Below are 22,829 nucleotides of genomic sequence, written 5' to 3'. Positions count from 1 at the left end.
CTGATCACTCAAACCTGCGCCAGCTTGCCCGGCACGCCGCTGATCGAACCGGCGCCCATCGTGATCACCACATCGCCGTCCCTGGCCATGTTCATGATGGTGGCCGGCATGTCGGCGATGTCTTCCACGAAAATCGGCTCGACCTTGCCGAGCACGCGCAGCGCATGCGCCAGCGCCCGGCCGTCGGCGGCGACGATGGGCTGTTCGCCGGCCGCGTATACTTCGCCCAGCACCAGCGCGTCGGCGCTCGACAGCACCTTCACGAAATCCTCGAACAGGTCGCGCGTGCGGGTATAGCGGTGCGGCTGGAAGGCCAGCACCAGCCGGCGTCCCGGATAGGCGCCGCGCGCCGCCGCCAGCGTGGCCGCGGTTTCCACCGGATGGTGGCCGTAGTCGTCGACCAGCGCGAAGGAGCCGCCGTCGGGCAGCTGGATGTCGCCATAGCGGGTGAAGCGGCGCCCGACGCCGTTGAATTCGCGCAGCGCCTTCTGGGTCGCGGTGTCGGCCACGCCGAGTTCGCGGGCGATCGCGATCGCCGCGCAGGCATTCTGCACGTTGTGCATGCCGGGCTGGTTCAGCTGCACCGCCAGCGGCGCATAGCCTTCCTGCAGCACGGTGAATTCCATCTTGCCGTCGACCGCCCTGGCATCCACCGCGCGCACCTGCGCATCCTGGTGGAAGCCGTAGGTGAGAATCGGCTTGGAGATGAACGGCATGATCTCGCGCACGCTGGCATCGTCGAGGCACAGCATGGCCACGCCGTAGAACGGCAGGCGCTGGGTGAATTCGACGAAAGCCTGCTTGAGCTTGGCGAAGCTGTGATCGTAGGTCTCCATGTGGTCGGCATCGATGTTGGTGATGACTTCGATGCACGGCGACAGGTTGAGGAAGGAGGCATCCGATTCATCGGCTTCGGCGACGATGAAGTCGCCCGCGCCCAGCTTGGCATTGGCGCCGGCGCTGTTGAGGCGGCCGCCGATGACGAAGGTCGGATCGAGCCCGCCTTCGGCCAGCACGCTGGCGACCAGGCTGGTGGTGGTGGTCTTGCCGTGGGTGCCGGCGATCGCGATGCCCTGCTTCAGGCGCATCAGTTCGGCCAGCATGACGGCGCGCGGCACGATGGGAATGTGCTTGGCGCGGGCGGCGAGGACTTCCGGATTGTCGCCCTTGACCGCGGTCGAGGTGACGATGGCGTCGGCGTTCTGGACGTTCTCGGCGGCGTGGCCCTGCGTCACCGTGGCGCCGAGTTCGGCGAGGCGCTTGGTGGCGGCATTGCTGCCGAGGTCGGAGCCGGACACGGTATAGCCGAGGTTGAGCAGCACTTCCGCGATGCCGCTCATGCCCGAACCGCCGATGCCGACGAAATGAATGTTTTTGACTTTGTGCTTCATGCTTTGTTTGCCAATTCTTCCAGTACATTCGCGATGGCTTCATTGGCCTCGCGTCGTCCGATGCGGTAAGCGGCCTGCGCCATGGCCAGGCAGCGCTCGCGCGTCATCGATTGCAGTAGATCCGCCAGTTTCTGGGGCGTCAGTTCGCCTTGCGGCAAATGGATGGCGGCTTGCTGTTTGGCCATCCACTGTGCGTTGTCGCGCTGGTGCGATGTGGTCGATGCGACCAGCGGCACCAGCACGCTGGGTACGCCGGCCGCGGTCAGTTCGGACACGGTGATGGCGCCGGCGCGGCAGATCACCAGGTCGGCTTCCGCATAGCGGCGCGGCATGTCATCGATGAAGTCGACCACTTCCGCCTGCACCTGCGCATTCCCGTAGGCGGTGCGCAGGACTTCAATATGCTGCCTGCCGGACTGGTGCGTGACGACCGGCCGGATTCCTTCGGGAATCAGGGCCAGCGCCGCGGGCAGGCAGTCGTTCAGGGCCTTGGCGCCGAGGCTGCCGCCGACCACCAGCAGCTTGAGCGGGCCGGTGCGGGCCGCATAGCGCTGTTCCGGCACCGGCACGTCGATGATTTCCTGGCGCACCGGATTGCCGGTGACCAGCGCCTTGCCGGCGGCGCTGCCGAAATCGGCCGGGAAGCCGAACAGCACCCGCTGCGCGGCCGGCGCCAGCGTCTTGTTCGACAGCAGCAGCGCGGCATCGGCGTTGACCAGCGCCAGCGGCACGCCGCGCAGCCTAGCCATCATGCCGCCGGGGACGGTCACGTAGCCGCCCATGCCCAGCACCACGCTCGGCTTGCGCCGGCCGATGATGCCGAAGCAGGAAGCGAAGCCGGCCGCCATCTTGAAGGCGCCGCGCATGGTATGCCCGAGGCCCTTGCCGCGCAGGCCGGCGAAGTCGATCGAATCCATCTCGATGTGGTGCCTGGGAACGAGATCTCGTTCCATGCCGTGCATGGTGCCGAGCCAGCTGACTTCCCAGCCGCGCGAACGCATGGTCTGCGCGATGGCGAGGCCGGGGAAGATATGGCCGCCGGTGCCGGCCGCCATGATCATCAGGCGCTTGGTGCGCTGCGCTTGTTTCATATGCGCCCTCCCCGCATCAGTACCCTGTTTTCGTAATCGATGCGCAGCAGGATGGCGAGGCCGACGCAGTTGAGCACCACGCCGGAGCCGCCGTAGCTCATCAGCGGCAGGGTCAGGCCCTTGGTCGGCAGCAGGCCGAGGTTCACGCCCATGTTGATGAAGGTCTGCACGCCGATCCAGATGCCGATGCCCTTGGCGGCGAGACCGGCGAAGGTCAGATCCATGGCGATGGCCTGGCGGCCGATCTCGAAGGAGCGCTTGACGATCCAGTAGAACATGGCGATCACGACCACGACGCCGACGAAGCCGAGCTCTTCCCCGATCACCGCCAGCAGGAAGTCGGTATGCGCTTCCGGAAGATAGTGCAGCTTCTCCACGCTGCCACCGAGGCCGACGCCGAACAATTCCCCGCGGCCGAAGGCGATCAGGGAGTGCGACAGCTGGTATGCCTTGCCGAGCGCGTTTTCCTCGGTCCAGGGATTGAGATAGGCGAAAATGCGCTCGCGCCGCCAGGGCGACAGCACGATCACCATGGTGAAAATGCCGACCAGCGTGGCGCCGATGCCGCCGAACCAGATACCGTTGATGCCGCCCAGGAAAAGGATGCCCATCGCGATGCAGACGATCACGCCGAAGGCGCCGAGGTCGGGCTCGAGCAGCAGCAGCAGGCCGACGAAGCCGATCGCCACCGTCATCGGCAGGAAACCCTTGGTCAGCTTGTGCATGTACTGCTGCTTGCGCACGGTGTAGTCGGCGGCGTACAGCACCACGAACAGCTTCATCATCTCCGATGGCTGCAGGTTGAATATCTTGAGCGACAGCCAGCGGCGCGCGCCGTTGACCCCCTTGCCGATGCCGGGCACCAGCACCAGCACCAGCAGCACCATGGTGGCCACGAAGAGATACGGCGCCAGGCGCTGCCAGGTGGCGATGCGCACGCGGAAGGCCAGCAGGCCCGCGACCAGCGCTACCGAAATGAAGCTCGCCTGGCGCACCAGGAAATGCGTGTTCTTGTAGTTTGCGTATTTCGGCGAATCGGGCAAGGCAATCGACGCCGAGTACACCATTACCATGCCGAACAGCATCAGCAGGATCACGACCCAGACCAGCGGCTGGTCGTATTCCATCATCCGCGACCGATGCACGACGCCGGGCATCGGCGCCTTTTCCGCGGGCGAAGAGAAGGATGGCAGGGCGAATTTCATGCAATCACCTCGCCGCGCGCCAGGCCGATTTCACGGACCGCGCCGATGAACACTTCCGCGCGGTGCGCATAATTGCGGAACATGTCGAGGCTGGCGCAAGCCGGGGACAGCAGCACCGAGTCGCCGCTCCGGGCAAGCTCGGTCGCCTTCTGCACGGCCGCTTCCAGCGTTGCGCAGTCGACGGCTTCGACGCCGGTGTCGGCCATCGCGGCGCGAATCGCGCCGGCATCCTTGCCGATCAGGACCACCGCGCGCACGTATTTCGCGATCGGTTCGGCCAGCGGTGAAAAATCCTGCCCCTTGCCGTCGCCGCCGGCGATCAGCACCAGGCGCTTGCCGGACTGGTTGACGCCGAGCCCGACCAGCGCGGCGACCGTGGCGCCGACATTGGTGCCCTTGCTGTCGTCGTAGTAATCGATGCCGCCGACGGTGCCGATGAGTTCGACCCGGTGCGGCTCGCCCTGGTATTCGCGCAGGCCGTGCAGCAGCGGCGCCAGCGGCAGGCCGATCGCGCGGCACAGGGCCAGCGCGGCGAGTGCATTGACCGCATTGTGCTGGCCGCGGATCTTGAGGGCGTCGGTGGGCATGAGGCGGTTGAGAATGACCGGCACTTCAATGCTGTCCTTCTTGCGGCGGCGCTTTTCGCCCTCTTCGGCGGCGATGGCGGTGGACAGCCATTGCATGCCATTGTCATTGACCAGGCCGAAACAGTCCGGATGATCGGGCTCGTCGCTGCCGAAGCTGATGTTGGCAGCCATCGGCGCGGCCATCTGCATGACACGCGCATCGTCGCGATTGAGCAGGCGAATCGTATTCGCACCGAAGATGCGGGCCTTGTCGGCGGCGTAGGCATCCATGTCGCCATGCCAGTCGAGGTGATCCTGCGTCACGTTCAGCACCGTGGCGACATCGGCCTGCAGGCTGTAGGTGGTATGCAGCTGGAAGCTCGACAGTTCCAGCACCCAGGCCTGCGGCAATGCATTCCTGTCGAGCGCTTCGCGCAGCACATCCAGCGCGGCCGGGCTGATGTTGCCCGCGACCTGGGTTGCCAGGCCGGCGCGGCGGCACAGCAGGCCGGTCAGGCTGGTGACGGTGGTCTTGCCGTTGGTGCCGGTGATGGCGATGACTTTCGGCGCATACCCGCGCTGTTCGCGCAATGCAGCCAAGGCCTGGGCGAAGAGTTCGATTTCGCCCCACAGCGGAATGTTCTTTTCCTGCGCGGCGGGAATGATGTCGGCCAGCTCGCGGTTGGGCGCGAGGCCCGGGCTGACGGCAACGAAATCGATGCCCTCGACCAGGGCCGCATTGAATGGACCGCTGACGAATTCGGCATCCGGCACGGCCGTGCGCAGCGCCGGCAGGCGGTCCGGTTCGGCGCGGGTGTCGGCGACGCGCGGCACGGCGCCGCAGCGCGCCAGCCACAATGCCATCGCCAGCCCGGATTCACCGAGCCCGAGCACGAGAACCTTTTTCCCCTGATAGTTCACGACGTTTTCCACGCAGCCTTCCATTACCGCAGCTTCAGAGTTGACAGACCGAACAGCACCAGCATCATCGTGATGATCCAGAAACGCACCACGACCTTGGTCTCTTTCCATCCCTTTTGTTCGAAGTGGTGATGCAGCGGCGCCATCAGCAGGATGCGGCGCCCGACACCGAACCGCTTCTTCGTATATTTGAAATAGCCCACCTGCAGCATCACCGACAACGTCTCCACCACGAAGATGCCGCCCATGATGAACAGGACGATTTCCTGGCGCACGATGACGGCAACGGTGCCGAGCGCGCCGCCCAGCGCCAGCGCGCCGACATCGCCCATGAACACCTGCGCCGGATGGGCGTTGAACCACAGGAACGCCAACCCTGCTCCAGCCATCGCGCCACAGAAGATTAACAGCTCGGCGGCGCCGGGAATGTGAGGAATAAAGAGGTATTTCGAGTACATTGCGCTGCCTGTGAGGTAGGCAATGAGTCCGAGCGCCGATCCGACCATCACCGTCGGCATGATGGCGAGGCCGTCGAGGCCGTCGGTCAGGTTCACCGCATTGCTGGTGCCGACGATGACGAAGTAGGTCAGCGCGATGAAGCCCCAGACGCCGAGTGGATAGCTGATGGTCTTGAAGAACGGGACGATCAGGTCGGCCTTGGGCGGCAGGTCGAGGTTGAAGCCGGACTGCACCCAGTCCATGAACAGGTTCAGTACCTGGGTGTTGGTCGGCGCCGACACGGAAAACGCGAGATAGATCGCGGCGGTGATGCCGATCAGCGATTGCCAGAAATACTTCTCCTTCGACGACATGCCTTCCGGGTTCTTGTAGACCACCTTGCGGTAGTCGTCGACCCAGCCGATGGCGCCGTAGCCGAGCGTCACCACCAGCACCACCCAGACGAAGCGGTTGCTGAAGTCGGACCAGAGGATGGTGGAGATGCCGATGGCGAGCAGGATCAGCGCGCCGCCCATGGTGGGCGTGCCGGTCTTGATCAGGTGCGTCTGCGGACCGTCGGTGCGCACCGCCTGGCCGACCTTCATGCGGGTCAGCATGCGGATCATGGCGGGACCGGCGATGAGACCGATCACGAGCGCCGTCAGCGTGGCGAACACGGCACGGAAGGTGATGAAGTTGAAGACCCGCAGCGTGTTTAAGTCTTGTTGGAAGTATTGCGCCAGCCAAAGCAGCATGTCAGTGGGTTCCCTGTCCTTGATCCATTTGATTGACGAGATGCTGGATCACGCGCTCCATCTTCATGAAACGCGAGCCCTTCACCAGCGCCGTCGTGCCTGAGGAAACCAATGCCTCGGCCGCCTGGTTGATCGATCCGATATCGTCGAAGTGCCTTGCGCCCGCGCCAAATGCAGCGCTGGCATGCCTGGCCAGTTCGCCGAGCGTAAGCAGATGCTCGATGCCCTGCTCGCGCGCGTAGTTGCCGATCTCGACATGGAACTGCGGGCCTTCGTCGCCCACTTCGCCCATGTCGCCCAGCACCAGCACGCGCGGCCCTGTCGTGCGTGACAGGACTTCAATGGCAGCGCGCACCGAATCCGGGTTGGCGTTGTACGTATCGTCGATCACCAGTGCTCCACTCTTCGCCGTCTTGCGCTGCAGCCGCCCGCTGACCGGGGCAAATGCCTCGAGTCCGCGCTTGATCGCCTCCTCGGACACGCCGATGGCAAGCGTGCAAGCCGTTGCAGCAAGTGCATTGCGGACGTTGTGCACGCCCGCCGCGGAAAGTGTTACCTGGAATTGTTTCCCACAGGCAGTAATGGACAGGTCACTGCCAAAATCGTTCACCTGAAATGTGCAGCTTACATCCGCTTGCACATTGGCCTCTTGACCGTCTTGCACGTCTTGGGGGAGGCCGAATGTCATTGTTCTACGCTGCCCGGCGTAGGCGCGCCACAGCGTGGTGTAAGTATCATCGGCGGGGAACACGGCCACGCCGTCGGCCGGCAGGCCGAGGATCACTGCGCCGTTCTCCCTGGCGACGGCTTCAACGCTTTCCATGAACTCCTGGTGCTCGCGTTGTGCATTGTTGACCAGCGCCACCGTGGGCTGGGAAATGCCGGTGATGGCCGCGATCTCGCCGGGATGATTCATGCCGAGTTCGATCACGGCCGCCTGGTAGGCGGCATCGAGGCGGAATACCGTGAGCGGAACGCCAATGTCGTTGTTGAGATTGCCGCGGGTGGCAAGGATATTGGCCGCGCCGTATGCGGCCGACAATATCGAAGCGATCATTTCCTTGACCGTGGTCTTGCCGTTGCTGCCGGTGACGCCGATGACCGGCAGCGTGAACTGGCGGCGCCAGTGCGCGGCGATTTCACCGAGCGCGATCCGCGTATCCGGCACCAGCAGCGCCGGCACGTTCAGGCCGTCCGGCACGCGCTCCACCACGACGGCCGCAACACCCCTGGCCGTCACGTCATGCAGAAAATCGTGCGCGTCGAAACGCTCGCCGCGCAATGCAACGAACAGATTGCCCGTGCCGGCCTGGCGGCTGTCGGTCGACACGCCGTCGAAGGCGACATTTCCCGCCGCGCCGTTTACCACGGACGCACCAGAAATCCATGGCTGCAATGCAGCCAATGACGATTTCATTACATCATCCCCTTCATTGTTGCCCTTGCAGCCAATGCCAGCGCGGCATGGTCTGCATCCAAAAACGGCAATTTCTTGCCTTTGATTTCCTGATACGACTCGTGGCCCTTCCCTGCCAGCAAAACCACATCGTTCTTCGCCGCATGCCTGCCAGCCCACAGAATGGCGGCGGCGCGGTCTTCGATCACATGCAATGCTTCCTTGGCCAGCCTGGACTGGTCGATGCCCGCCACGATCTGCGAGAGAATGGCCGCAGGTTCTTCGCTGCGCGGATTGTCGCTGGTGACAATGACATGGTCGGCAGCCTGGGCCACCGCGCCCATCTGCGGACGCTTGCCCGGATCGCGGTCGCCGCCGCAGCCGAACACGCACCACAGCTGGCCGCCGCGCTGCTGCGCCACCTGCCGCAGGCTGGCGAGCGTCTTTTCCAATGCATCCGGCGTGTGCGCATAATCGATCACGATCAATGGCGCATCCTGCCCGCCCATCTGTTCCATGCGCCCCGGCACCGGCGTGAGCGCCTCCAGCGCATCGGCCGACGCCTTGAAGGCGATGCCCTTGGCGCGCAGCACGCCGAAAATTCCCAGCGCATTGCTGACATTGAACTGGCCGACCAGCTGGGTCTTGACCTGGGCGCTGCCGGCGTCGCTTTCCAGCCTGAAGGCGGTGCCGCCGTGCTGCATGCGGATGTCGCCGGCGGATATGACGGCAATGCCCTCCTGGCGGCGGCCGGCGACCGTATAGCCGGTGATGGCCACCGTCGGCCTGCTGGCCTGCAGATGCTTCACCAGCCGCAGACCCATGTCATCGTCGAGATTGATCACCGCATGGCGCAGACCGGGCCAGTCGAACAATGCCCGCTTGGCGGCTTCATAGGCGGCCATGTCGCCGTGGTAATCGAGATGGTCGCGGGTGAAATTGGTGAAGAGCGCGACATCGACATGCATGCCGTTCAGCCGGCCCTGGTCAATGCCGATCGACGATGCCTCGATCGCCAGCGCGCGCGCGCCGCGGTCGCGCAGCTGCGCCAGCGCGCGCTGCAGGATCACCGCGTCCGGCGTGGTGTAGCCGGTCGCATTGAAACCGGCATGCTTGCCGCGCTGGAACAGGCCGACGCCCAGCGTGCCGATCACGGCGGTCGGCTGCCCCAGTCCGGACAGGGCCTTGCCGAGCCATTGGGTGCAGGAGGTCTTGCCGTTGGTGCCGGTGACCGCCACGGCGAACATGCCGCCGTCGGGTTGTTCGTAGTAGGCATTGGCGATCGGCCCGGCAAGCTGCTTGAGCTTCGGCACGGCCAGGTGCGGGACGCCCCAGGCATCGTTCCATGCGAATTCTTCGGCTTCATAGACAACCGCGCTCGCGCCGTTGGCCACAGCCTGCTCGATGTACTTGCGGCCGTCCGCCGCATCGCCAGGATAAGCGAAGAAAACATCGCCGGTACGCACGGTGCGCGAGTCGGACGACAATTGCGCAGCCGGCGCTTCGGCATGGAGCCAGGCGAGGATGTCGCCGATGGCCGAACCCGGTGCGGAAGCGGCGGCATTCGTCACAGGCTCTCCTTCACGCCGTCTGCGGGAATGATGATGTCGGTCACAGCGGAGTCCGGCGACACGTTCATGGCGCGCAATGCATTGGCGACCACCGAGGCGAACACCGGCGCCGCAACCTGGCCGCCGTAATGCATGCCGTTGGACGGCTCGTCGACCATGACGGCGACGATGATGCGCGGATTGGATACCGGCGCGAAGCCGACGAAGGACGCCACATACTTGTTGCCGTACTGGCGCCCCACCAGCTTGTGCGCGGTGCCCGTCTTGCCGGCCACGCGATAACCGGGCACCTGTGCCTGCGGCGCGGTGCCGGTCGGGCCGGCGGCCAGTTCGAGCATGGCGCGCACGTCGCGGGCGGTCTTCTCGGAGATGACGCGCTGGCCGATGGGATGATCGCCAGCCTTCTGGAAAGTGATCGGGATCATTTCACCGTCGCGCGCGAAGATCATGTACGAGTGCGCCATCTGGATCAGCGACGTCGAGATGCCGTGGCCGTAGCTCATGGTGGCCTGTTCGATCGGCTTCCACGACTTGTACGGGCGCACGCGGCCGGCGACGGCGCCGGGGAAACCGAGCTTGGGCTGCTGGCCGAAGCCGACGGCGGTGAACATCTCCCACATGGTCTGCGGCTGCATCTGCAGCGCGATCTTGGCGGTGCCGACGTTCGATGATTTTTCCAGCACCTGGGAGACGGTCAGCATGCCGTGCGGATGGGCATCGCCGATGGTGGCCTTGCCGATGGTCAGCTTTCCCGGCGCGGTCTGGATATTGGTGGCCGGCGTGACCAGCTTGTTTTCCAGGCCGAGCGCGATGGTGAACGGCTTCATCGTCGAACCGGGCTCGAAGGTATCGGTGAGCACCCGGTTGCGCAGCTGCGCGCCGGTCAGGCCCGAGCGGTCGTTCGGGTTGTAAGTCGGCAGATTGGCCAGCGCCAGCACTTCACCCGTCTTCACGTCGAGCACGACAATGCCGGCGGCCTTCGCCTTGTGCTTCTCCACCGCTTCCTTCAGATGGGTAAAGGCGATGTGCTGGATCTTGCGGTCGACCGACAGGGGCAGATCCTTGCCGTCGTGCGGCGGACGGGTGGACTGCAGGTCTTCGACCACGCGGCCGAGACGATCCTTGATCACCTTGCGGCTGCCCGTGGTGCCGGCCAGATTCTTTTGATACGCCAGCTCCATGCCTTCCTGACCGACGTCTTCAACATTGGTGAAGCCGACGATATGCGCCATCACCTCGCCGTCGGGATAGTAGCGCTTGTATTCCTTGCGGGTTTCAATGCCGGCGATGCCAAGCTTCAGGATCTTGTCGACGGTATCCTGCTCCACCTGGCGCTTCAGGTAGACGAAGGTGCGGTCGGAATCGAGCTTCTTGCGCAGGTCGGCTTCGCTCATGTCCAGCAGCTTGGCCAGGGCGCGCAGCTTCTCGGCCGGCGCTTCCGAGACATCCTCGGGAATTGCCCAGACGGCCCTCACCGGCAGCGAGGACGCCAGCACCTGGCCGTTGCGGTCAATGATCTTGCCGCGCGTGGCGGGCAGCTCGAGCGTGCGCGCATAGCGGACGGCGCCCTGCTTCTGCAGGAATTCCGTCGACAGGCCCTGCAGCCAGAGCGCGCGCCCGGCCAGCGAGGCAAAGGCGGCAAACAGGACGAACAGGACGACGCGCGAGCGCCAGACCGGCAGCTTGACGGCCAGCACCGGGCTGGCACTGAACTGAACGCCCTTGCCGGCGGCGGTACGGGAAGCGGTGCGCATTACTTCGCTCCCGGAATCAGGTATTGGGTTCGGTTCGGCGTCACCGGCACCATGGCCAGATTGCGGCGCGCATTTTCTTCAATGCGCGCATGCTTGCCGAGCGTGGACTGGTCGAGCTGCAGCTGCGACCATTCGATTTCAAGCTGTCGAGCGGCGGACTGCGAGCGCTCCAGTTCAATGAAGAGACTGCGGTACTTGTATTGCGCGTTGACCACGGACAGGGCGCAGGCGACCAAGGCTATGGTCAGGACGGTGTTGATGCGGCCGCTCACGGAGCGCTCCTGGATAATGCAAGTGCAAGTGGCACCGAGGTACGCTCGGCAACCCGCATGATCGCCGATCTGGCGCGCGGGTTGCCGGCGACTTCGGCGTCCGACGGTTTCATCTTTGCCAGCAGCTTGAGTTGCGGCTGCGGCAGATCCACCGCACGGATCGGCAGGCGACGGTCGGGCTGGGGCGCGTTGGCTTTGGAAGCCATGAAGCGCTTGACGATGCGATCTTCCAGCGAATGAAAGCTGATCACAGCCAATCTCCCGTCCGTAGCCAGTTTTTCCAGTGCGGCGTCGAGTGCTACTTCGAGTTCTTCAAGCTCTTGATTGATGTAAATCCGGATAGCCTGAAATGTGCGAGTGGCCGGATCCTTACCCTTCTCGCGGGTTTTGACGGCGTGTGCCACGATCTCGGCAAGCTGTCGTGTGGTTGAAATTGGGGCGACTGTCCTGCGAGCAGCAATCGCCTTTGCAATCTGAAAAGCAAACCGTTCTTCCCCATAATCTCGTATCACCTTTTCAATCGTCTGTTCAGACTCGGTTGCGAGCCATTCCGCCGCCGACATGCCGCGCGTGGTATCCATGCGCATGTCGAGCGGGCCATCCAGCCGAAAACTGAATCCCCGCGCCGCTTCATCCACCTGCGGCGAAGAAATCCCCAGGTCCATCAAAATGCCGTCCACCTGCTCGATGCCGCGTTCAGCCAAGGCCTCGCGCATCGTTGCGAAACTGTCGTGCACGATCTGAAACCGTGCGTCGGCAATCGCCTTCGCGGTCGCAATCGCCTGCGGATCCTTGTCGAAAGCGATCAATCGGCCTTGCGGGCCGAGACGCTCGAGGATCCGGCGGCTGTGACCGCCGCGGCCGAAGGTGCCATCGACATACACGCCATTGGCGCGGTCGCCGTCGATGTGCAGCGCATCCACCGCTTCTTCCAGCAACACCGTACGGTGCTGCAATTCCGGCACCGAGTTTTCTGTCATATGTGCCGTCAGAAGGAAAAATTACTTAATGCGTCCGGCATGCCGTTCGCGACTGCTTCCGCCTCGTTCTCGGCAAGCTTCTCTGCATCCCAGATCTCGAAATGGCTGCCCATGCCCAGCAGCATGACGTCACGCGTCAGGCCGACGGCACTTCGCAGCTCCGGCGCGATCAGAATGCGGCCGGCGGAATCCATTTCGACATCGGAGGCATTGCCCAGGAAAATACGCTGCCATGCGCGAGCGGACATCGGCCATGCGGCGATCTGTTCGCGATGGGTTTCCCAGACAGGACGGGGAAAAAAGAGCAGACAGCCATGAGGATGCTTGGTCAGCGTGACGCGGCCTTCGCACTGAAGCGACAAGGCGTCGCGATGCTTGGCGGGGATGGTCATCCGCCCTTTTGCATCGAGACTCAGTGCTGAAGCGCCCTGAAACACCCTGATTCACCCTTGTGGTTGTCGTTTTTAGTAATGTCTGTGAAACAAGTTTTCGGGATCGGCACACCACTTTTGACCCACAAAACTACACTTTTTCACACTGCCGCCCACTTTAAAGGGAGCCCAATTTGCGGTCAAGTAATATCAGGAAACAAAAATGTGATTTTTTCTAATGAAGTCAATGACTTAGCGCGTTTCATTGAAGAAACGCATTGAATGAATACCCAAGAAAATGAAGCACTTACGACACACTCTGAAGGTGTTCTCTGAGGAAGTTACATGTGTTTTGATTCTCTGTAGAAACACAATTGGCGCGATAAGTCCTTGCTGTTCCTCATTTTGATTTTCCGGCCGGAAAATTTCGGTGGACGTGAAAACGCAACGTTGACAGCTTGGTCATGCTGGAAAACGACCGCCGAACCCGATGCCCGCCAGCATCTGATCCTTGTCGGGCACAAGGACTGAGAGAAGGGAAATAAACGTCCTGCGCAAGGCGCGCGCGAGCCAACCTGGCAATTAACGTTCGAACAATTGATCGGAACGAGAAGACCGAAAGGCTACCACCTCCTGCAGAGGAGCGACGGCAGGACAAGCCTGGCGGGTCTTTACGGGATGGCACGAGAATGCTTCTGGCCGAGATGGCGGTGAGGCAGGACGGTGGTGGCCAAGTTAGGAAAAAGCCTGCTGGTCGTGAGATGAAGTATCGGAAGCGGGAAAGCAGACCTGGCTGCGCCTTGGTACTTCCTTAGCGGCCGCTATCTGGAGCGCAGGCGGAGCTGCAATCCTCCACTATTCGCAGTGATTCATCCCACGGCCAGCAGGCTCTTTTGAACCTTGCCGGGCGTCGGCAACGGGCTCCACTGTAGCGAAGCACACGGCTGCCGCGTTGAGTTGGCTCAAGTTGCTTGAAATGACCACTGGAAATAAAAATGGTCGAAAAGACCTGCCGCATATCGGCATAAGGGGCTGGAAGTTGAAGCAAGCCGATAGGCCGGATTCTGTTACGGCGCGCAGGTTTGACCCCTTGCGCTATGACAGCCATTCCTCTAGGCCGTGAATTGCTCCACGGCTCAAGCTTTCTACCCGCACGCTCCGCGAGCAGCATCAATGCGTGCCTATTTGAAATTGCTCCAGGTGGAGGTTACCGCGTTTCACCGTAACTTAATACGCTCGTCTCTGTGGCCCTATTCCGCGCCTCACGGCGGACGGTCGTTAGCCGTCACCCTGCTCTGTGGAGTCCGGACCTTCCTCCCGCCATCTCGCGATGACCAGCGGCTGTCTGGCTTGCTTCAGGCGGCATTGTAACGCAGGCGGCCCTGCCGCAACGGAATTGCATGCGCTTGTCCCGGCCGGACCTGCGGAATTGAAGTCCGGCGTCAGAGAATCTTTTCCGGAAAAGCTTGTCCACCGTTGTTGGACAAGGCGCAAGCCCGGCCTGCGTTCGCCCCTACGTTTTTCCCTACTCAACCGGCCCTCATGGCCGTTTACTGGCATATGGCACTCGTTTCGATTTCAGAGGCTGCAAAACTTGTTCGAAGGAACCGTTCCACGATTTACCGCGATATTGAACGCGGCAGGCTGAGCAAGACCGTCACCCCGGACGGCGAAGCCCAGATCGACACTTCGGAATTGCTCCGTACCTATGGCCGCCTGCATCTTCCCGATGATGACGAAGGTGACGCGCAGTCACGCGAGCAGTTGCGCATCGCCCTGCTGGAAGAACGCAACCGTTCGCTGGAACGGGCACTGGCGCTGGAAGCGGAGCTGCGCAAGGTAAAGGACCAGGTGACCAATGAACTGCGGGCACGTATCGCCGACAAGGAAAGCGTCATCAAGGTTCTTGAAAGCAAGGTGCTTTTTCTTGAATACGACCGCCAGGTCGAATCCCTGAACCGCAGGCCGGAACCGGAAACTCCCCAGCCGAGCGCGGTGCCGCCGCCCCCCACTCCCGCTCCCACGCCGGCCCCGGTGCCGGAAAGCGTACAGGCTCCGCCTGCGCCCGATCCGGAACCGGAACCGGATCGGGTGCAAGCGCCGGCCGCGACCCGGCCGCCGCATGTTGCGCCCCCGTCTTTCCAGGAAACAATGGAAGGTCCGCACCTGCCGGAAGACAGGCAGGACTCCAATCGCTCGCGCGTCAAGGTATTCCATACCGAACCGCCGCCACGCGGGATGACGCCGCCGCATGTGCCCAAGATGGAAACCATGCCTCCGGCAGAGCCACCGCCGATCACGCCGCCGAAGCAGCGCTGGTGGAGAATGCTGATCGAGAAAAAGAAAAAGCCGCCCCTGCACAAGTAGGCGGCCTGGCTTGAGCGTCAGTGTGTCATGCGGCCCGCATTCCGGATTGATGCGGCCCGGTCGTGCGGTCCGCTCAGCTGCGGTCCAATCCAAGCAGTTGCGTCAAGCGCTTTCTGACAACCGCATAGCATTCGCAGGCAGCCTGTTCGAGGCCGTTCCTGTTCAGGATGGTCAGATTGCCGCGGGTGTATTTGATCAGGCCGGCCTGCTGAAAGGCCCCTGCCACCAGGCTGACACTGGGACGATGCACGCCGAGCATGTCGGCGAGGAATTCCTGCGTCAGGTGAAAATGGTCGCCCTTGACCCGGTCGTGCGTCAGCAGCACCCAGCGGGAGAACCGCTCTTCGATGGTGTGCAGACGGTTGCAGGCCACGGATTGCGATATCTGGCTCAACAAGGCTTGAAGAAAGCGTTCGGCCAACCGGCGCAAGGCGGTACTCCCATGTATCGCTTCCCTGAAGTCGGCCGCGCGCATGCGCAGGCTATGCCCGGCGACTTGGCAGATCGTTGTATCGATTGCGGTGTCTGCCCCGATCAGCAGTTCGATGCCCGAAAAGCCTTCATTGCCGACCGTGCCAACCTCCACCGCCGTGCCGTTCTGCATGAAGGTCAGAACGGAAAACACGCTGTCGCAGGGAAAATAAACGTATTCGATCGGCACGTCCCGCTTGAACAGCACTTCCTTGAAATCGGTATGCACCAACTGCAACAAGGGTGAAATACGCTGAAATTCGTCCTCTGGAAGAAGCGATAACAAGTGGTTGCTGCAAGGACTAAGAGGCGTAGGTAATGCGGGCATCGGCAATGTCACTATGGGGGCGAAGAATGGCGAGTCAAAAGCTGGGCGACCTCGTCAATGAAGGGCCGGGTTCACTTTCGCATGACGAAGGCTTGCCATGAATTGAAGGGAAGGACCGCTTTCGGTCGGCGAAGACATCATTGGCCTGCTGACTGCGACTTTTAGTTGTGCCCGTGGTTTTAATGCGGCGGATTGTGACAGCTAGGCATGTCGCAGTCTGTTTGCTGCCTGACATATGGCAATGAAAGCCGCAAAAGCAGGAAATTGATGCACATTTGAGGCTGTTTATAGGTACGCTGCCCGACCATGCCTGTCTTGCTGCCTGCCTTGAAGTATCGGGTCGTAGCTTTGGCCGCCGGATCCGGCGCCATGAACCTGCCGAAGCAGCGGGCTTCAGGCAGAAATCGTTGCCCCGTTTTCCGCTGCGCGAGGATCCATCGTCGCCAGGATGGCACGCGCAATCCTGGCGGCGCCGGTGCTCGACGGCTCGATCGGGTTGGCATAGTCTTCCGGCCGGGCGCATACCAGGCGCAATTCAATCACCTTGAGTTTGTGCTCGACGGCCGTACGCAGGATGGCGTCGTTGAACAGGGCGATGGCGCTCGTCGTGACGATACGGTAGCCGGGCTCGGGGAAGTTGCCGTTGTATATGGTGCAGACGGTCAGCGGCAGCTTGCGGGCGAGACAGGCGGCGACTGCCTGCCGGTAAGCCGCCTCGAACTTGCGGATGGCCTCGGCCAGCACCATCATCGCCTCGGCCACCGTCGCCACCCTTGCCTGCAGCAGGTGCTGCTGCATCAAAGCGTTATTGCCGCCGACGCTCAGCACCAGATGCGTGCCGTCCTTGGGAAGGCGTTCGAGCTGGGCGGGAATGCCATCGGTGGTGGCGCCGTCGCGCGCAAGCAGCGTTCCCTTCCACCCTGCTGGAAGTATCTTGCGCAACTGGGCAATGACATCCGGCTTGCCGCCGGTGTAGGCGCCGTTGTCGAAAATCGAATCGCCCAACAGGACGAGATGCGGCGCGCTGGCTGGACTGGTTGGGCTGTTGATGCTATCGACGCTATCGGCGCCGCTGCGGGATGCGGCGTTCACCATGTCAGGCATGGCGAGCGCCGCGAGCGAGTACTGCAGGAAGCGCCGGCGGTCTTTTTCATCGTTCACGAGATTCCTTTCATTGCTCGAATCAGACCTGGCCCAATAACGAAGGATACCGGCAAGCTTCGCTGCCGCGACTGCAAATGATTCAGGCGTACCTCATTACGCCGGAAACGTAGGCGCTTTGTTCCCCTGCCAGCGGAAACGGCAAGTGCTCGAAAGCCGCCTCCAGCACCTGCAGCATGATCTCCGCATTGGTTTCGATATCCTCGGGGCAGCTCCGGCGCGGAAGAATTCCTGCCTCGACTGCCTTCTTGACTGCTGCTTCCAGCATTTCCCGGGTAATTTCCATAATGACCTTTCCACATTGAAGCACTGATGATCCGCAGGCCAGTCCGTGTACCCATCGACCTGATGGGCACCGGCCTAATGGCGCGAATTCATCTGCTGCACGATCGGTGGCGGGAGCAGACCCCTGCTTTCGAAACAGGACTGCCCATGCAACCGAACGTGAACTCTGGACCGAATAGTTGCGCCTTCGGGCGCAGGCCGGAGAGCGACAAACTTATCACTCGGTCATGCCAAGGTCTGTCATGCCTCGGACATAGGATCAAGATGAAGCGAGATGCATGCCGGATGCCTGCATTTAAATGTTAGCGGGAAACAAAGAGGAGAACTTCAGGCGGATTCGGTGCGAAGCGAGGCAAAACAGCCGGCGGCTGCCGGATTGTTCCCGCCGTGCATGCAGGAAGCACGCTAGCACGGCGGAAAAGGATCAGGCTGTCAGGAGAACTTGGTGAAATCAGGGCGGCGCTTTTCAAAGAATGCGGTAAAAGCTTCCTTTGCCTCGCCGGCGCCGAGCATCTCGCCGAAATGCTTGTTCTCTTCCAGCATGCGCTGCTGCACGGCTTCCATCTGGGCGCTCTTCATCAGGCGCTTGGTGGTGCGCAGCGACGATGCCGGCAATGCCACCAGCTTTGCCGCCTGCGCCTGGGCGAAAGACACCAGGTCGGCCAGCGGCAGCACGCGGCTGACCAGGCCGATCTCCAATGCTTCTTCCGCCGTGAATGCCTCGCCGAGCAGCAATTTCTCCGCCGCCCGCTGATAACCGACCAGTTGCGGGAACAGCATGCTGGATGCAAACTCCGGGCACAGGCCGAGCTGGGTGAAGGGCATCGAGAACTTGGCGGTCTCCGACGCATACACGAGGTCGCAATGCATGAGCATCGTGGTGCCGATGCCGATCGCCGAACCGGATACGGCGGCGATCACCGGCTTGGTGGCGGTGCTGAGATGGCGCATGAACTGCGCCACCGGACGGTCGCCGGTCATGGCCGACGAATGCTTGAGAAAGTCGTCGAGGTCGTTGCCGGCGGTGAAGATTTCGGGCTTGCCAATGATCAGGATGGCGCGCACCGCCGAGTCATCCTCGGCATCACTGAGCGCGTCGGCCATGCTCTGGTACATCGCCGAGGTGATGGCGTTTTTCTTGTCGGGCCGGTTGAATTCGATGGTGAGGATGCCGTTGGCCTTGCTGGTCTGGATGTCCATGTCTTCTCCTTTTAAATCCATTGTTATGCAGCATTGACTGCGCACGATTGTGCATGATCATGCCAAGGCGTGCGCCGCAAGAAAAAAACGCCGCATGGCTTGTGGCCATGCGGCGCCGTGCAGGTGCAGGAAATGCGTGCCGGCGCAACCACGATTGCCGCCGGCGCCATGCACGTTAAACGCGTTCGAAGATGCCGGCCGCGCCCATGCCCGCGCCGACGCACATGGTCACCATGCCGTACTTCAGGTTCCTGTTGCGCATCGCATGGATCACGGTCGCCGCGCGGATGGCGCCGGTGGCGCCCAGCGGATGGCCGAGGGCGATTGCGCCGCCGTAGGGGTTGACCTTGGCCGGATCGAGGCCGAGATCCTGGATCACGGCCAGCGCCTGGGCGGCGAAGGCTTCATTGAGTTCGATCCAGTCGAGCTGATCCTGGGTGATGCCGGCCGCGCGGCAGGCGGCGGGGATCGCTTCCTTCGGACCGATGCCCATGATTTCCGGCGGCACGCCGCGCACGGCGAAGGAAGAGAACTTCGCCAGCGGCGTCAGGTTGAACTGCTTGAGGATCTTTTCCGACACCAGGATCAGCGCGCCGGCGCCGTCCGACGTCTGCGAGCTGTTGCCGGCGGTGACCGAACCCTTGGGCGAGAACACCGGCTTGAGCCTGGCCAGCGCTTCGATGCTGGTGTCGGCGCGGGCGCCTTCGTCCTGGCTGACGGTGCGGGTCTTGATGTCGATCTGGCCGGTTTCCAGGTTCGGGAAGCGCTCGACGATTTCCACCGAGGCGATTTCATTGGTGCGCTCGCCCGGCTGCTGGGCGGCCATCGCGCGGCGGTGCGATTCCAGCGCGAACTGGTCCTGCGCCTCGCGCGTGACCTTCCACTGCTGCGCCACCTTTTCCGCGGTCAGGCCCATGCCGTAGGCCAGCCCGATATTCTCGTTCTTGAACACGTTCATGTTGATCGCCGGATGGTGGCCCATCATCGGCACCATCGACATCGACTCGGCGCCGGCGGCGATCATGACGTCGGCCTCGCCGACGCGGATGCGGTCGGCCGCCATGGCCACGGCGGTGATGCCGGAGGCGCAGTAGCGGTTGATGGTGACGCCGCCGACGGTGTTCGGCAGGCCGGCCAGAATCACGGCATTGCGCGCCATGTTCATGCCCTGCTCGGCTTCCGGGAACGAGCAGCCGACGATGGCGTCTTCGATGGTCTTGGGATCAAGGCCGGGCACCTGCGCCAGCGCGGCCTGGATGGCGCGCACCAGCAGATCGTCCGGACGGACGTTCTTGAACATGCCGCGCGGCGCCTTGCCGATCGGGGTACGGGTAGCGGCGACTACGTAGGCTTCTTGCAATTGCTTGGTCATTTGAAATTCTCCTGGTTCATTCAGCCGTCGACGCGGCGGCGAGCCGTGCGATCGTGCCTTGCGCTATCGCGCACAACAGTTCTTTGCCTTCATTGACGACATAAATATCGCAGCGGCAGGCCGCCTGCGATTTGCCCGCATGGACGGCGACGGCGCGGGCGACGAGTTCCTGTCCGATGGCCGGACGCACGTAATTGATCTTGTATTCCGAGGTGACGACACCGGTGCCGAGCGCCGCGCCGCCCGCGAACGTCAGGGCGTTGTCGGCGGCGTAGCTGACCACGCCGCCGTGCAGGAAGCCGTGCTGCTGCTTCAGCGACTCCTGGACCGGCACCCTCAGTTCGGTGCCTTCGGCGTCGAAGCGCGTGAGCACCGCGCCGATCAGGCGGCTGAACGGTTGTGATGCCAGTGCCTGTTGTCCGAGCTGCAGCATGTCCATGGTGTCGCCCCTGGTGGCAGACAGTTAGTTACGTACCGGCTTGCCGGTCTGCATCATGCCCATGATGCGTTCCTGGGTCTTCGGATTGTTGAGCAGTTCCATGAAGGCCTTGCGCTCCAGGTCCAGCAGCCACTGTTCGCTGACGAGGCTGCCCTGCTCGACTTCGCCGCCGCAGACGATCTCGGCGATCATCGCGCCCAGCTTGTAGTCATGCGCGGAGATGAAACCGCCGTCGCGCATGTTGACCAGCTGCGCCATGATGGTGGCCATGCCGGTGCGGCCGGTGACCGGCACCAGTTTCGGCAGCTGCGGACGGTAGCCGGCGTCGAACATCGCACGCGCTTCCACCTTGGCCACATGCAGCAGCTCGTAGGGGTTGAACACGATGACGTCGTTCTGCGACAGATAACCCATCTTCTGCGCCTCGATGGCCGACTTCGACACGTTGGCGGTAGCCGCGTTGGTGAAGTAATTCTTCAGGAACTGCAGGATGTCGTTGCCCTTGGCATCGGCCGCCGCCCGCACCGCCGCTTCCTTCAGGCCACCGCCGGCCGGCACCAGGCCGACGCCGACTTCAACCAGGCCGATGTAGGACTCGATCGAGGCCACGCGCTTGGCGGCATGCATCATCAGTTCGCAGCCGCCGCCGAGGGCGAGGCCCGCGACCGCGGCCACCACCGGCACGTTCGCATACTTGAGCGCCTGGTGCGCCTGCTGCAGCTTGGCGACTTCCGGCTCGATGGCCTTGACGCCGCCCGACATGAACACCGGCAGCATCGACTGCAGGTCGGCGCCGGCGGAGAAGGCGCCGCCATCGGCCGCGTCCGCGCTCCAGATCACCAGGCCCTTGTAATTCTGCTCGGCTTCGGCAATCGCCTTGGCCAGACCGTTGATCACGCCCTGTCCGATCACATGCATCTTGGTCTTGAGCGACAGGATCAGCACATCATCGTTCTGGTGCCAGATGCGCACCGATTCATCCTCGAATACCGTGGTGCCGGCCTTGCCGCCGTCCGGCGCGTTCTCGCCGAGCACCGTGGCGCGGAACGCCTGGCGCTGGTAGACCGGCAGGTCGGAGCGCGGCACGTAGGCATTCTTCGCCGGCGACCAGGAACCTTCCGATGCATGCACGCCCTCGCGGCCGTCGAATACCCACTGCGGCAGCGGCGCATTGCACAGCGCCTTGCCGGCGTCGATGTCTTCCTTGATCCAGTTGGCGACCTGCTGCCAGCCTGCGGCCTGCCAGCCCTCGAACGGGCCGTTCTTCTGGCCGAAGCCCCAGCGCATCGCGAAGTCGACGTCGCGCGCATTGTCGGCGATCGATTCCAGATGCACGGCGATGTAATGGAAAGTATCGCGGAAGATCGCCCACAGGAACTGCGCCTGCGGATTGCTCGACTCGCGCAGCGTCTTCATCTTCTTGGCCGGATCCTTTTCCTTCAGGATGCGCACCACCAGGTCGTCGGCCTTGCCGGTGGACGGCACGTAGTCGCCCTTCTCGCCGTCGTAGCGCAGGATGTCCTTGCCGACCTTCTTGAAGAAGCCGGCGCCGGTCTTCTGGCCGAGCGCGCCGGCGGCGATCAGCTTGGCCAGCAGTTCGGGCGTCTGGTAGACCGGATAGAAGGGATCGTCCTTCAGGTTGTCCTGCATGGTCTTCATCACATGGCCCATGGTGTCGAGGCCGACCACGTCCGCGGTGCGGAAGGTGGCCGACTTGGCGCGGCCGAGCTTGGTGCCGGTGAGGTCGTCGACCACATCGACCGGCAGGCCGAACTTCTGCGCTTCATACATCGTGGCCATCATGCTGAAGATGCCGACACGATTGGCGATGAAGTTGGGCGTATCCTTGGCGCGCACCACGCCCTTGCCGAGGGTGGTGGTCAGGAAGCCTTCGAGCTGGTCGAGGATTTCCGGGCGGGTGGAGACGGTCGGAATCAGTTCGACCAGGTGCATGTAGCGCGGCGGATTGAAGAAGTGCACGCCGCAGAAACGCGATTTCAGGTCGGCATCGAAGCCTTCCGACAACGCGGTGATCGACAGGCCGGAAGTGTTCGAAGCGAAGATGGTGTTGGCGCCGATGAAGGGGGCGACCTTCTTGTAGAGGTCATGCTTCCAGTCCATGCGTTCGGCGATCGCTTCGATGATCAGGTCGCAGCCCTTGAGGACGTCGAGGTTGTCTTCGTAGTTGGCGACCTGGATCAGCGATGCATCATCCTTGTTGCCGAGCGGCGCCGGGCTGAGCTTTTTCAGGTTCTCGATGGCGCGCAGCACGATGCCGTTCTTCGGGCCTTCCTTGGCCGGCAGGTCGAACAGCACGACGGGGACTTTCGCATTCACGCAATGGGCGGCGATCTGCGCACCCATCACGCCGGCGCCGAGGACGGCGACTTTCTTGACGATGAAGTTGGACATGGGATTTCCTTTGAATCTTTGAATTCGTAGCGGATATCCCCTCCCCTTCAAGGGGAGGGTTAGAGCGGGGACGGGTTTGATAG

The 22,829-nt window shown here is 62.8% G+C and carries 19 protein-coding genes and 1 other RNA gene; 1 reads left to right on the top strand and 19 read right to left on the bottom strand.

Going from position 1 to position 22,829, the window contains the following annotated elements; genetic code table 11:
* Positions 1–8 precede the first annotated feature (8 nt).
* The 12 genes from murC to rnpB form a co-directional block, all read right to left on the bottom strand.
* Positions 9–1,391 carry a UDP-N-acetylmuramate--L-alanine ligase gene (gene murC / locus FH061_RS10330; protein ID WP_151635618.1) on the bottom strand — a complete coding sequence of 461 codons (1,383 nt, stop codon included), beginning with the start codon at positions 1,389–1,391 and terminating at the stop codon, positions 9–11.
* Positions 1,388–2,482: an undecaprenyldiphospho-muramoylpentapeptide beta-N-acetylglucosaminyltransferase gene (gene murG, locus FH061_RS10325; protein ID WP_151635616.1), complete on the bottom strand. Its 1,095-nt coding sequence runs from the start codon at positions 2,480–2,482 to the stop codon at positions 1,388–1,390. The genes murC and murG overlap by 4 nt, the downstream gene beginning before the upstream one ends.
* Entirely contained in the window at positions 2,479–3,687 is a 1,209-nt protein-coding gene (gene ftsW / locus FH061_RS10320) for a putative lipid II flippase FtsW (protein ID WP_151635614.1), read from the bottom strand. The genes murG and ftsW overlap by 4 nt, the downstream gene beginning before the upstream one ends.
* Positions 3,684–5,174 carry a UDP-N-acetylmuramoyl-L-alanine--D-glutamate ligase gene (gene murD / locus FH061_RS10315; protein WP_151635836.1) on the bottom strand — a complete coding sequence of 497 codons (1,491 nt, stop codon included), beginning with the start codon at positions 5,172–5,174 and terminating at the stop codon, positions 3,684–3,686. Before murD ends, ftsW begins: the two co-directional genes overlap by 4 nt.
* A gap of 23 nt (positions 5,175–5,197) precedes the next feature.
* Positions 5,198–6,367 carry a phospho-N-acetylmuramoyl-pentapeptide-transferase gene (gene mraY, locus FH061_RS10310; RefSeq protein WP_151635612.1) on the bottom strand — a complete coding sequence of 390 codons (1,170 nt, stop codon included), beginning with the start codon at positions 6,365–6,367 and terminating at the stop codon, positions 5,198–5,200.
* Position 6,368: 1 nt separating this feature from the next.
* Positions 6,369–7,784 carry a UDP-N-acetylmuramoyl-tripeptide--D-alanyl-D-alanine ligase gene (locus tag FH061_RS10305; RefSeq protein WP_151635610.1) on the bottom strand — a complete coding sequence of 472 codons (1,416 nt, stop codon included), beginning with the start codon at positions 7,782–7,784 and terminating at the stop codon, positions 6,369–6,371.
* On the bottom strand, positions 7,784–9,334 hold the full coding sequence (locus FH061_RS10300; RefSeq protein ID WP_151635608.1) for a UDP-N-acetylmuramoyl-L-alanyl-D-glutamate--2,6-diaminopimelate ligase: 1,551 nt from the start codon (positions 9,332–9,334) through the stop codon (positions 7,784–7,786). Before FH061_RS10300 ends, FH061_RS10305 begins: the two co-directional genes overlap by 1 nt.
* On the bottom strand, positions 9,331–11,088 hold the full coding sequence (locus FH061_RS10295; RefSeq protein ID WP_151635606.1) for a peptidoglycan D,D-transpeptidase FtsI family protein: 1,758 nt from the start codon (positions 11,086–11,088) through the stop codon (positions 9,331–9,333). Before FH061_RS10295 ends, FH061_RS10300 begins: the two co-directional genes overlap by 4 nt.
* Entirely contained in the window at positions 11,088–11,360 is a 273-nt protein-coding gene (gene ftsL / locus FH061_RS10290) for a cell division protein FtsL (RefSeq protein WP_225984587.1), read from the bottom strand. The genes FH061_RS10295 and ftsL overlap by 1 nt, the downstream gene beginning before the upstream one ends.
* A complete protein-coding gene (gene rsmH, locus FH061_RS10285; RefSeq protein WP_151635602.1) occupies positions 11,357–12,340 on the bottom strand; it encodes a 16S rRNA (cytosine(1402)-N(4))-methyltransferase RsmH in 984 nt (327 codons plus the stop codon). The genes ftsL and rsmH overlap by 4 nt, the downstream gene beginning before the upstream one ends.
* An 8-nt stretch (positions 12,341–12,348) precedes the next feature.
* Positions 12,349–12,777 (bottom strand): division/cell wall cluster transcriptional repressor MraZ, encoded by a 429-nt coding sequence (mraZ, locus tag FH061_RS10280; RefSeq protein ID WP_151635600.1) that lies wholly within the window; start codon positions 12,775–12,777, stop codon positions 12,349–12,351.
* Between the two features lie 971 nt (positions 12,778–13,748).
* Positions 13,749–14,068: RNase P RNA component class A (gene rnpB / locus FH061_RS10275), an RNA gene on the bottom strand.
* Positions 14,069–14,271: 203 nt separating this feature from the next.
* Between rnpB and FH061_RS10270 the strand changes: the two genes are divergently transcribed.
* Positions 14,272–15,078, top strand: coding sequence for a hypothetical protein (locus tag FH061_RS10270; RefSeq protein WP_192804993.1), 807 nt, complete (start codon positions 14,272–14,274; stop codon positions 15,076–15,078).
* Positions 15,079–15,151: 73 nt separating this feature from the next.
* Here FH061_RS10270 and FH061_RS10265 read toward each other — a convergent pair whose 3' ends face one another.
* The 7 genes from FH061_RS10265 to FH061_RS10235 form a co-directional block, all read right to left on the bottom strand.
* The gene (locus tag FH061_RS10265) at positions 15,152–15,835 is read right to left on the bottom strand and encodes a Crp/Fnr family transcriptional regulator (RefSeq protein WP_192804992.1); all 684 of its coding nucleotides are present in this window, start codon (positions 15,833–15,835) and stop codon (positions 15,152–15,154) included.
* A gap of 435 nt (positions 15,836–16,270) precedes the next feature.
* Positions 16,271–17,038, bottom strand: coding sequence for an SGNH/GDSL hydrolase family protein (locus tag FH061_RS10260; protein WP_225984586.1), 768 nt, complete (start codon positions 17,036–17,038; stop codon positions 16,271–16,273).
* 82 nt (positions 17,039–17,120) lie between these two features.
* On the bottom strand, positions 17,121–17,324 hold the full coding sequence (locus FH061_RS10255; protein WP_151635594.1) for a hypothetical protein: 204 nt from the start codon (positions 17,322–17,324) through the stop codon (positions 17,121–17,123).
* A gap of 431 nt (positions 17,325–17,755) precedes the next feature.
* On the bottom strand, positions 17,756–18,523 hold the full coding sequence (locus FH061_RS10250) for an enoyl-CoA hydratase (RefSeq protein ID WP_151635592.1): 768 nt from the start codon (positions 18,521–18,523) through the stop codon (positions 17,756–17,758).
* Between the two features lie 175 nt (positions 18,524–18,698).
* Positions 18,699–19,895, bottom strand: coding sequence for an acetyl-CoA C-acyltransferase (locus tag FH061_RS10245; protein WP_151635590.1), 1,197 nt, complete (start codon positions 19,893–19,895; stop codon positions 18,699–18,701).
* A gap of 16 nt (positions 19,896–19,911) precedes the next feature.
* On the bottom strand, positions 19,912–20,328 hold the full coding sequence (locus tag FH061_RS10240; protein ID WP_151635834.1) for a PaaI family thioesterase: 417 nt from the start codon (positions 20,326–20,328) through the stop codon (positions 19,912–19,914).
* Positions 20,329–20,358: 30 nt separating this feature from the next.
* Complete coding sequence (locus FH061_RS10235) at positions 20,359–22,746, bottom strand: 3-hydroxyacyl-CoA dehydrogenase/enoyl-CoA hydratase family protein (protein WP_151635588.1); 2,388 nt, start codon at positions 22,744–22,746, stop codon at positions 20,359–20,361.
* Positions 22,747–22,829 lie beyond the last annotated feature (83 nt).

Origin of the sequence: Noviherbaspirillum aerium (assembly GCF_008929045.1) — a bacterium.
GTDB classification, from domain to species: Bacteria; Pseudomonadota; Gammaproteobacteria; order Burkholderiales; family Burkholderiaceae_D; genus Noviherbaspirillum; species Noviherbaspirillum aerium.
The sequence above is the reverse complement of the archived record's forward strand: the minus strand, read 5'-3'. Positions and strand labels throughout refer to the sequence as shown.

What these genes read in the sequence shown, in the direction of transcription:
- murC (WP_151635618.1), bottom strand. Translation starts at nt 1,391, where the DNA reads ATGAAGCACAAAGTCAAAAACATTCATTTCGTCGGCATCGGCGGTTCG.
- murG (WP_151635616.1), bottom strand. Translation starts at nt 2,482, where the DNA reads ATGAAACAAGCGCAGCGCACCAAGCGCCTGATGATCATGGCGGCCGGC.
- ftsW (WP_151635614.1), bottom strand. Translation starts at nt 3,687, where the DNA reads ATGAAATTCGCCCTGCCATCCTTCTCTTCGCCCGCGGAAAAGGCGCCG.
- mraY (WP_151635612.1), bottom strand. Translation starts at nt 6,367, where the DNA reads ATGCTGCTTTGGCTGGCGCAATACTTCCAACAAGACTTAAACACGCTG.
- FH061_RS10305 (WP_151635610.1), bottom strand. Translation starts at nt 7,784, where the DNA reads ATGAAATCGTCATTGGCTGCATTGCAGCCATGGATTTCTGGTGCGTCC.
- FH061_RS10295 (WP_151635606.1), bottom strand. Translation starts at nt 11,088, where the DNA reads ATGCGCACCGCTTCCCGTACCGCCGCCGGCAAGGGCGTTCAGTTCAGT.
- rsmH (WP_151635602.1), bottom strand. Translation starts at nt 12,340, where the DNA reads ATGACAGAAAACTCGGTGCCGGAATTGCAGCACCGTACGGTGTTGCTG.
- FH061_RS10270 (WP_192804993.1), top strand. Translation starts at nt 14,272, where the DNA reads ATGGCACTCGTTTCGATTTCAGAGGCTGCAAAACTTGTTCGAAGGAAC.
- FH061_RS10255 (WP_151635594.1), bottom strand. Translation starts at nt 17,324, where the DNA reads ATGGAAATTACCCGGGAAATGCTGGAAGCAGCAGTCAAGAAGGCAGTC.
- FH061_RS10250 (WP_151635592.1), bottom strand. Translation starts at nt 18,523, where the DNA reads ATGGACATCCAGACCAGCAAGGCCAACGGCATCCTCACCATCGAATTC.
- FH061_RS10245 (WP_151635590.1), bottom strand. Translation starts at nt 19,895, where the DNA reads ATGACCAAGCAATTGCAAGAAGCCTACGTAGTCGCCGCTACCCGTACC.
- FH061_RS10240 (WP_151635834.1), bottom strand. Translation starts at nt 20,328, where the DNA reads ATGCTGCAGCTCGGACAACAGGCACTGGCATCACAACCGTTCAGCCGC.
- FH061_RS10235 (WP_151635588.1), bottom strand. Translation starts at nt 22,746, where the DNA reads ATGTCCAACTTCATCGTCAAGAAAGTCGCCGTCCTCGGCGCCGGCGTG.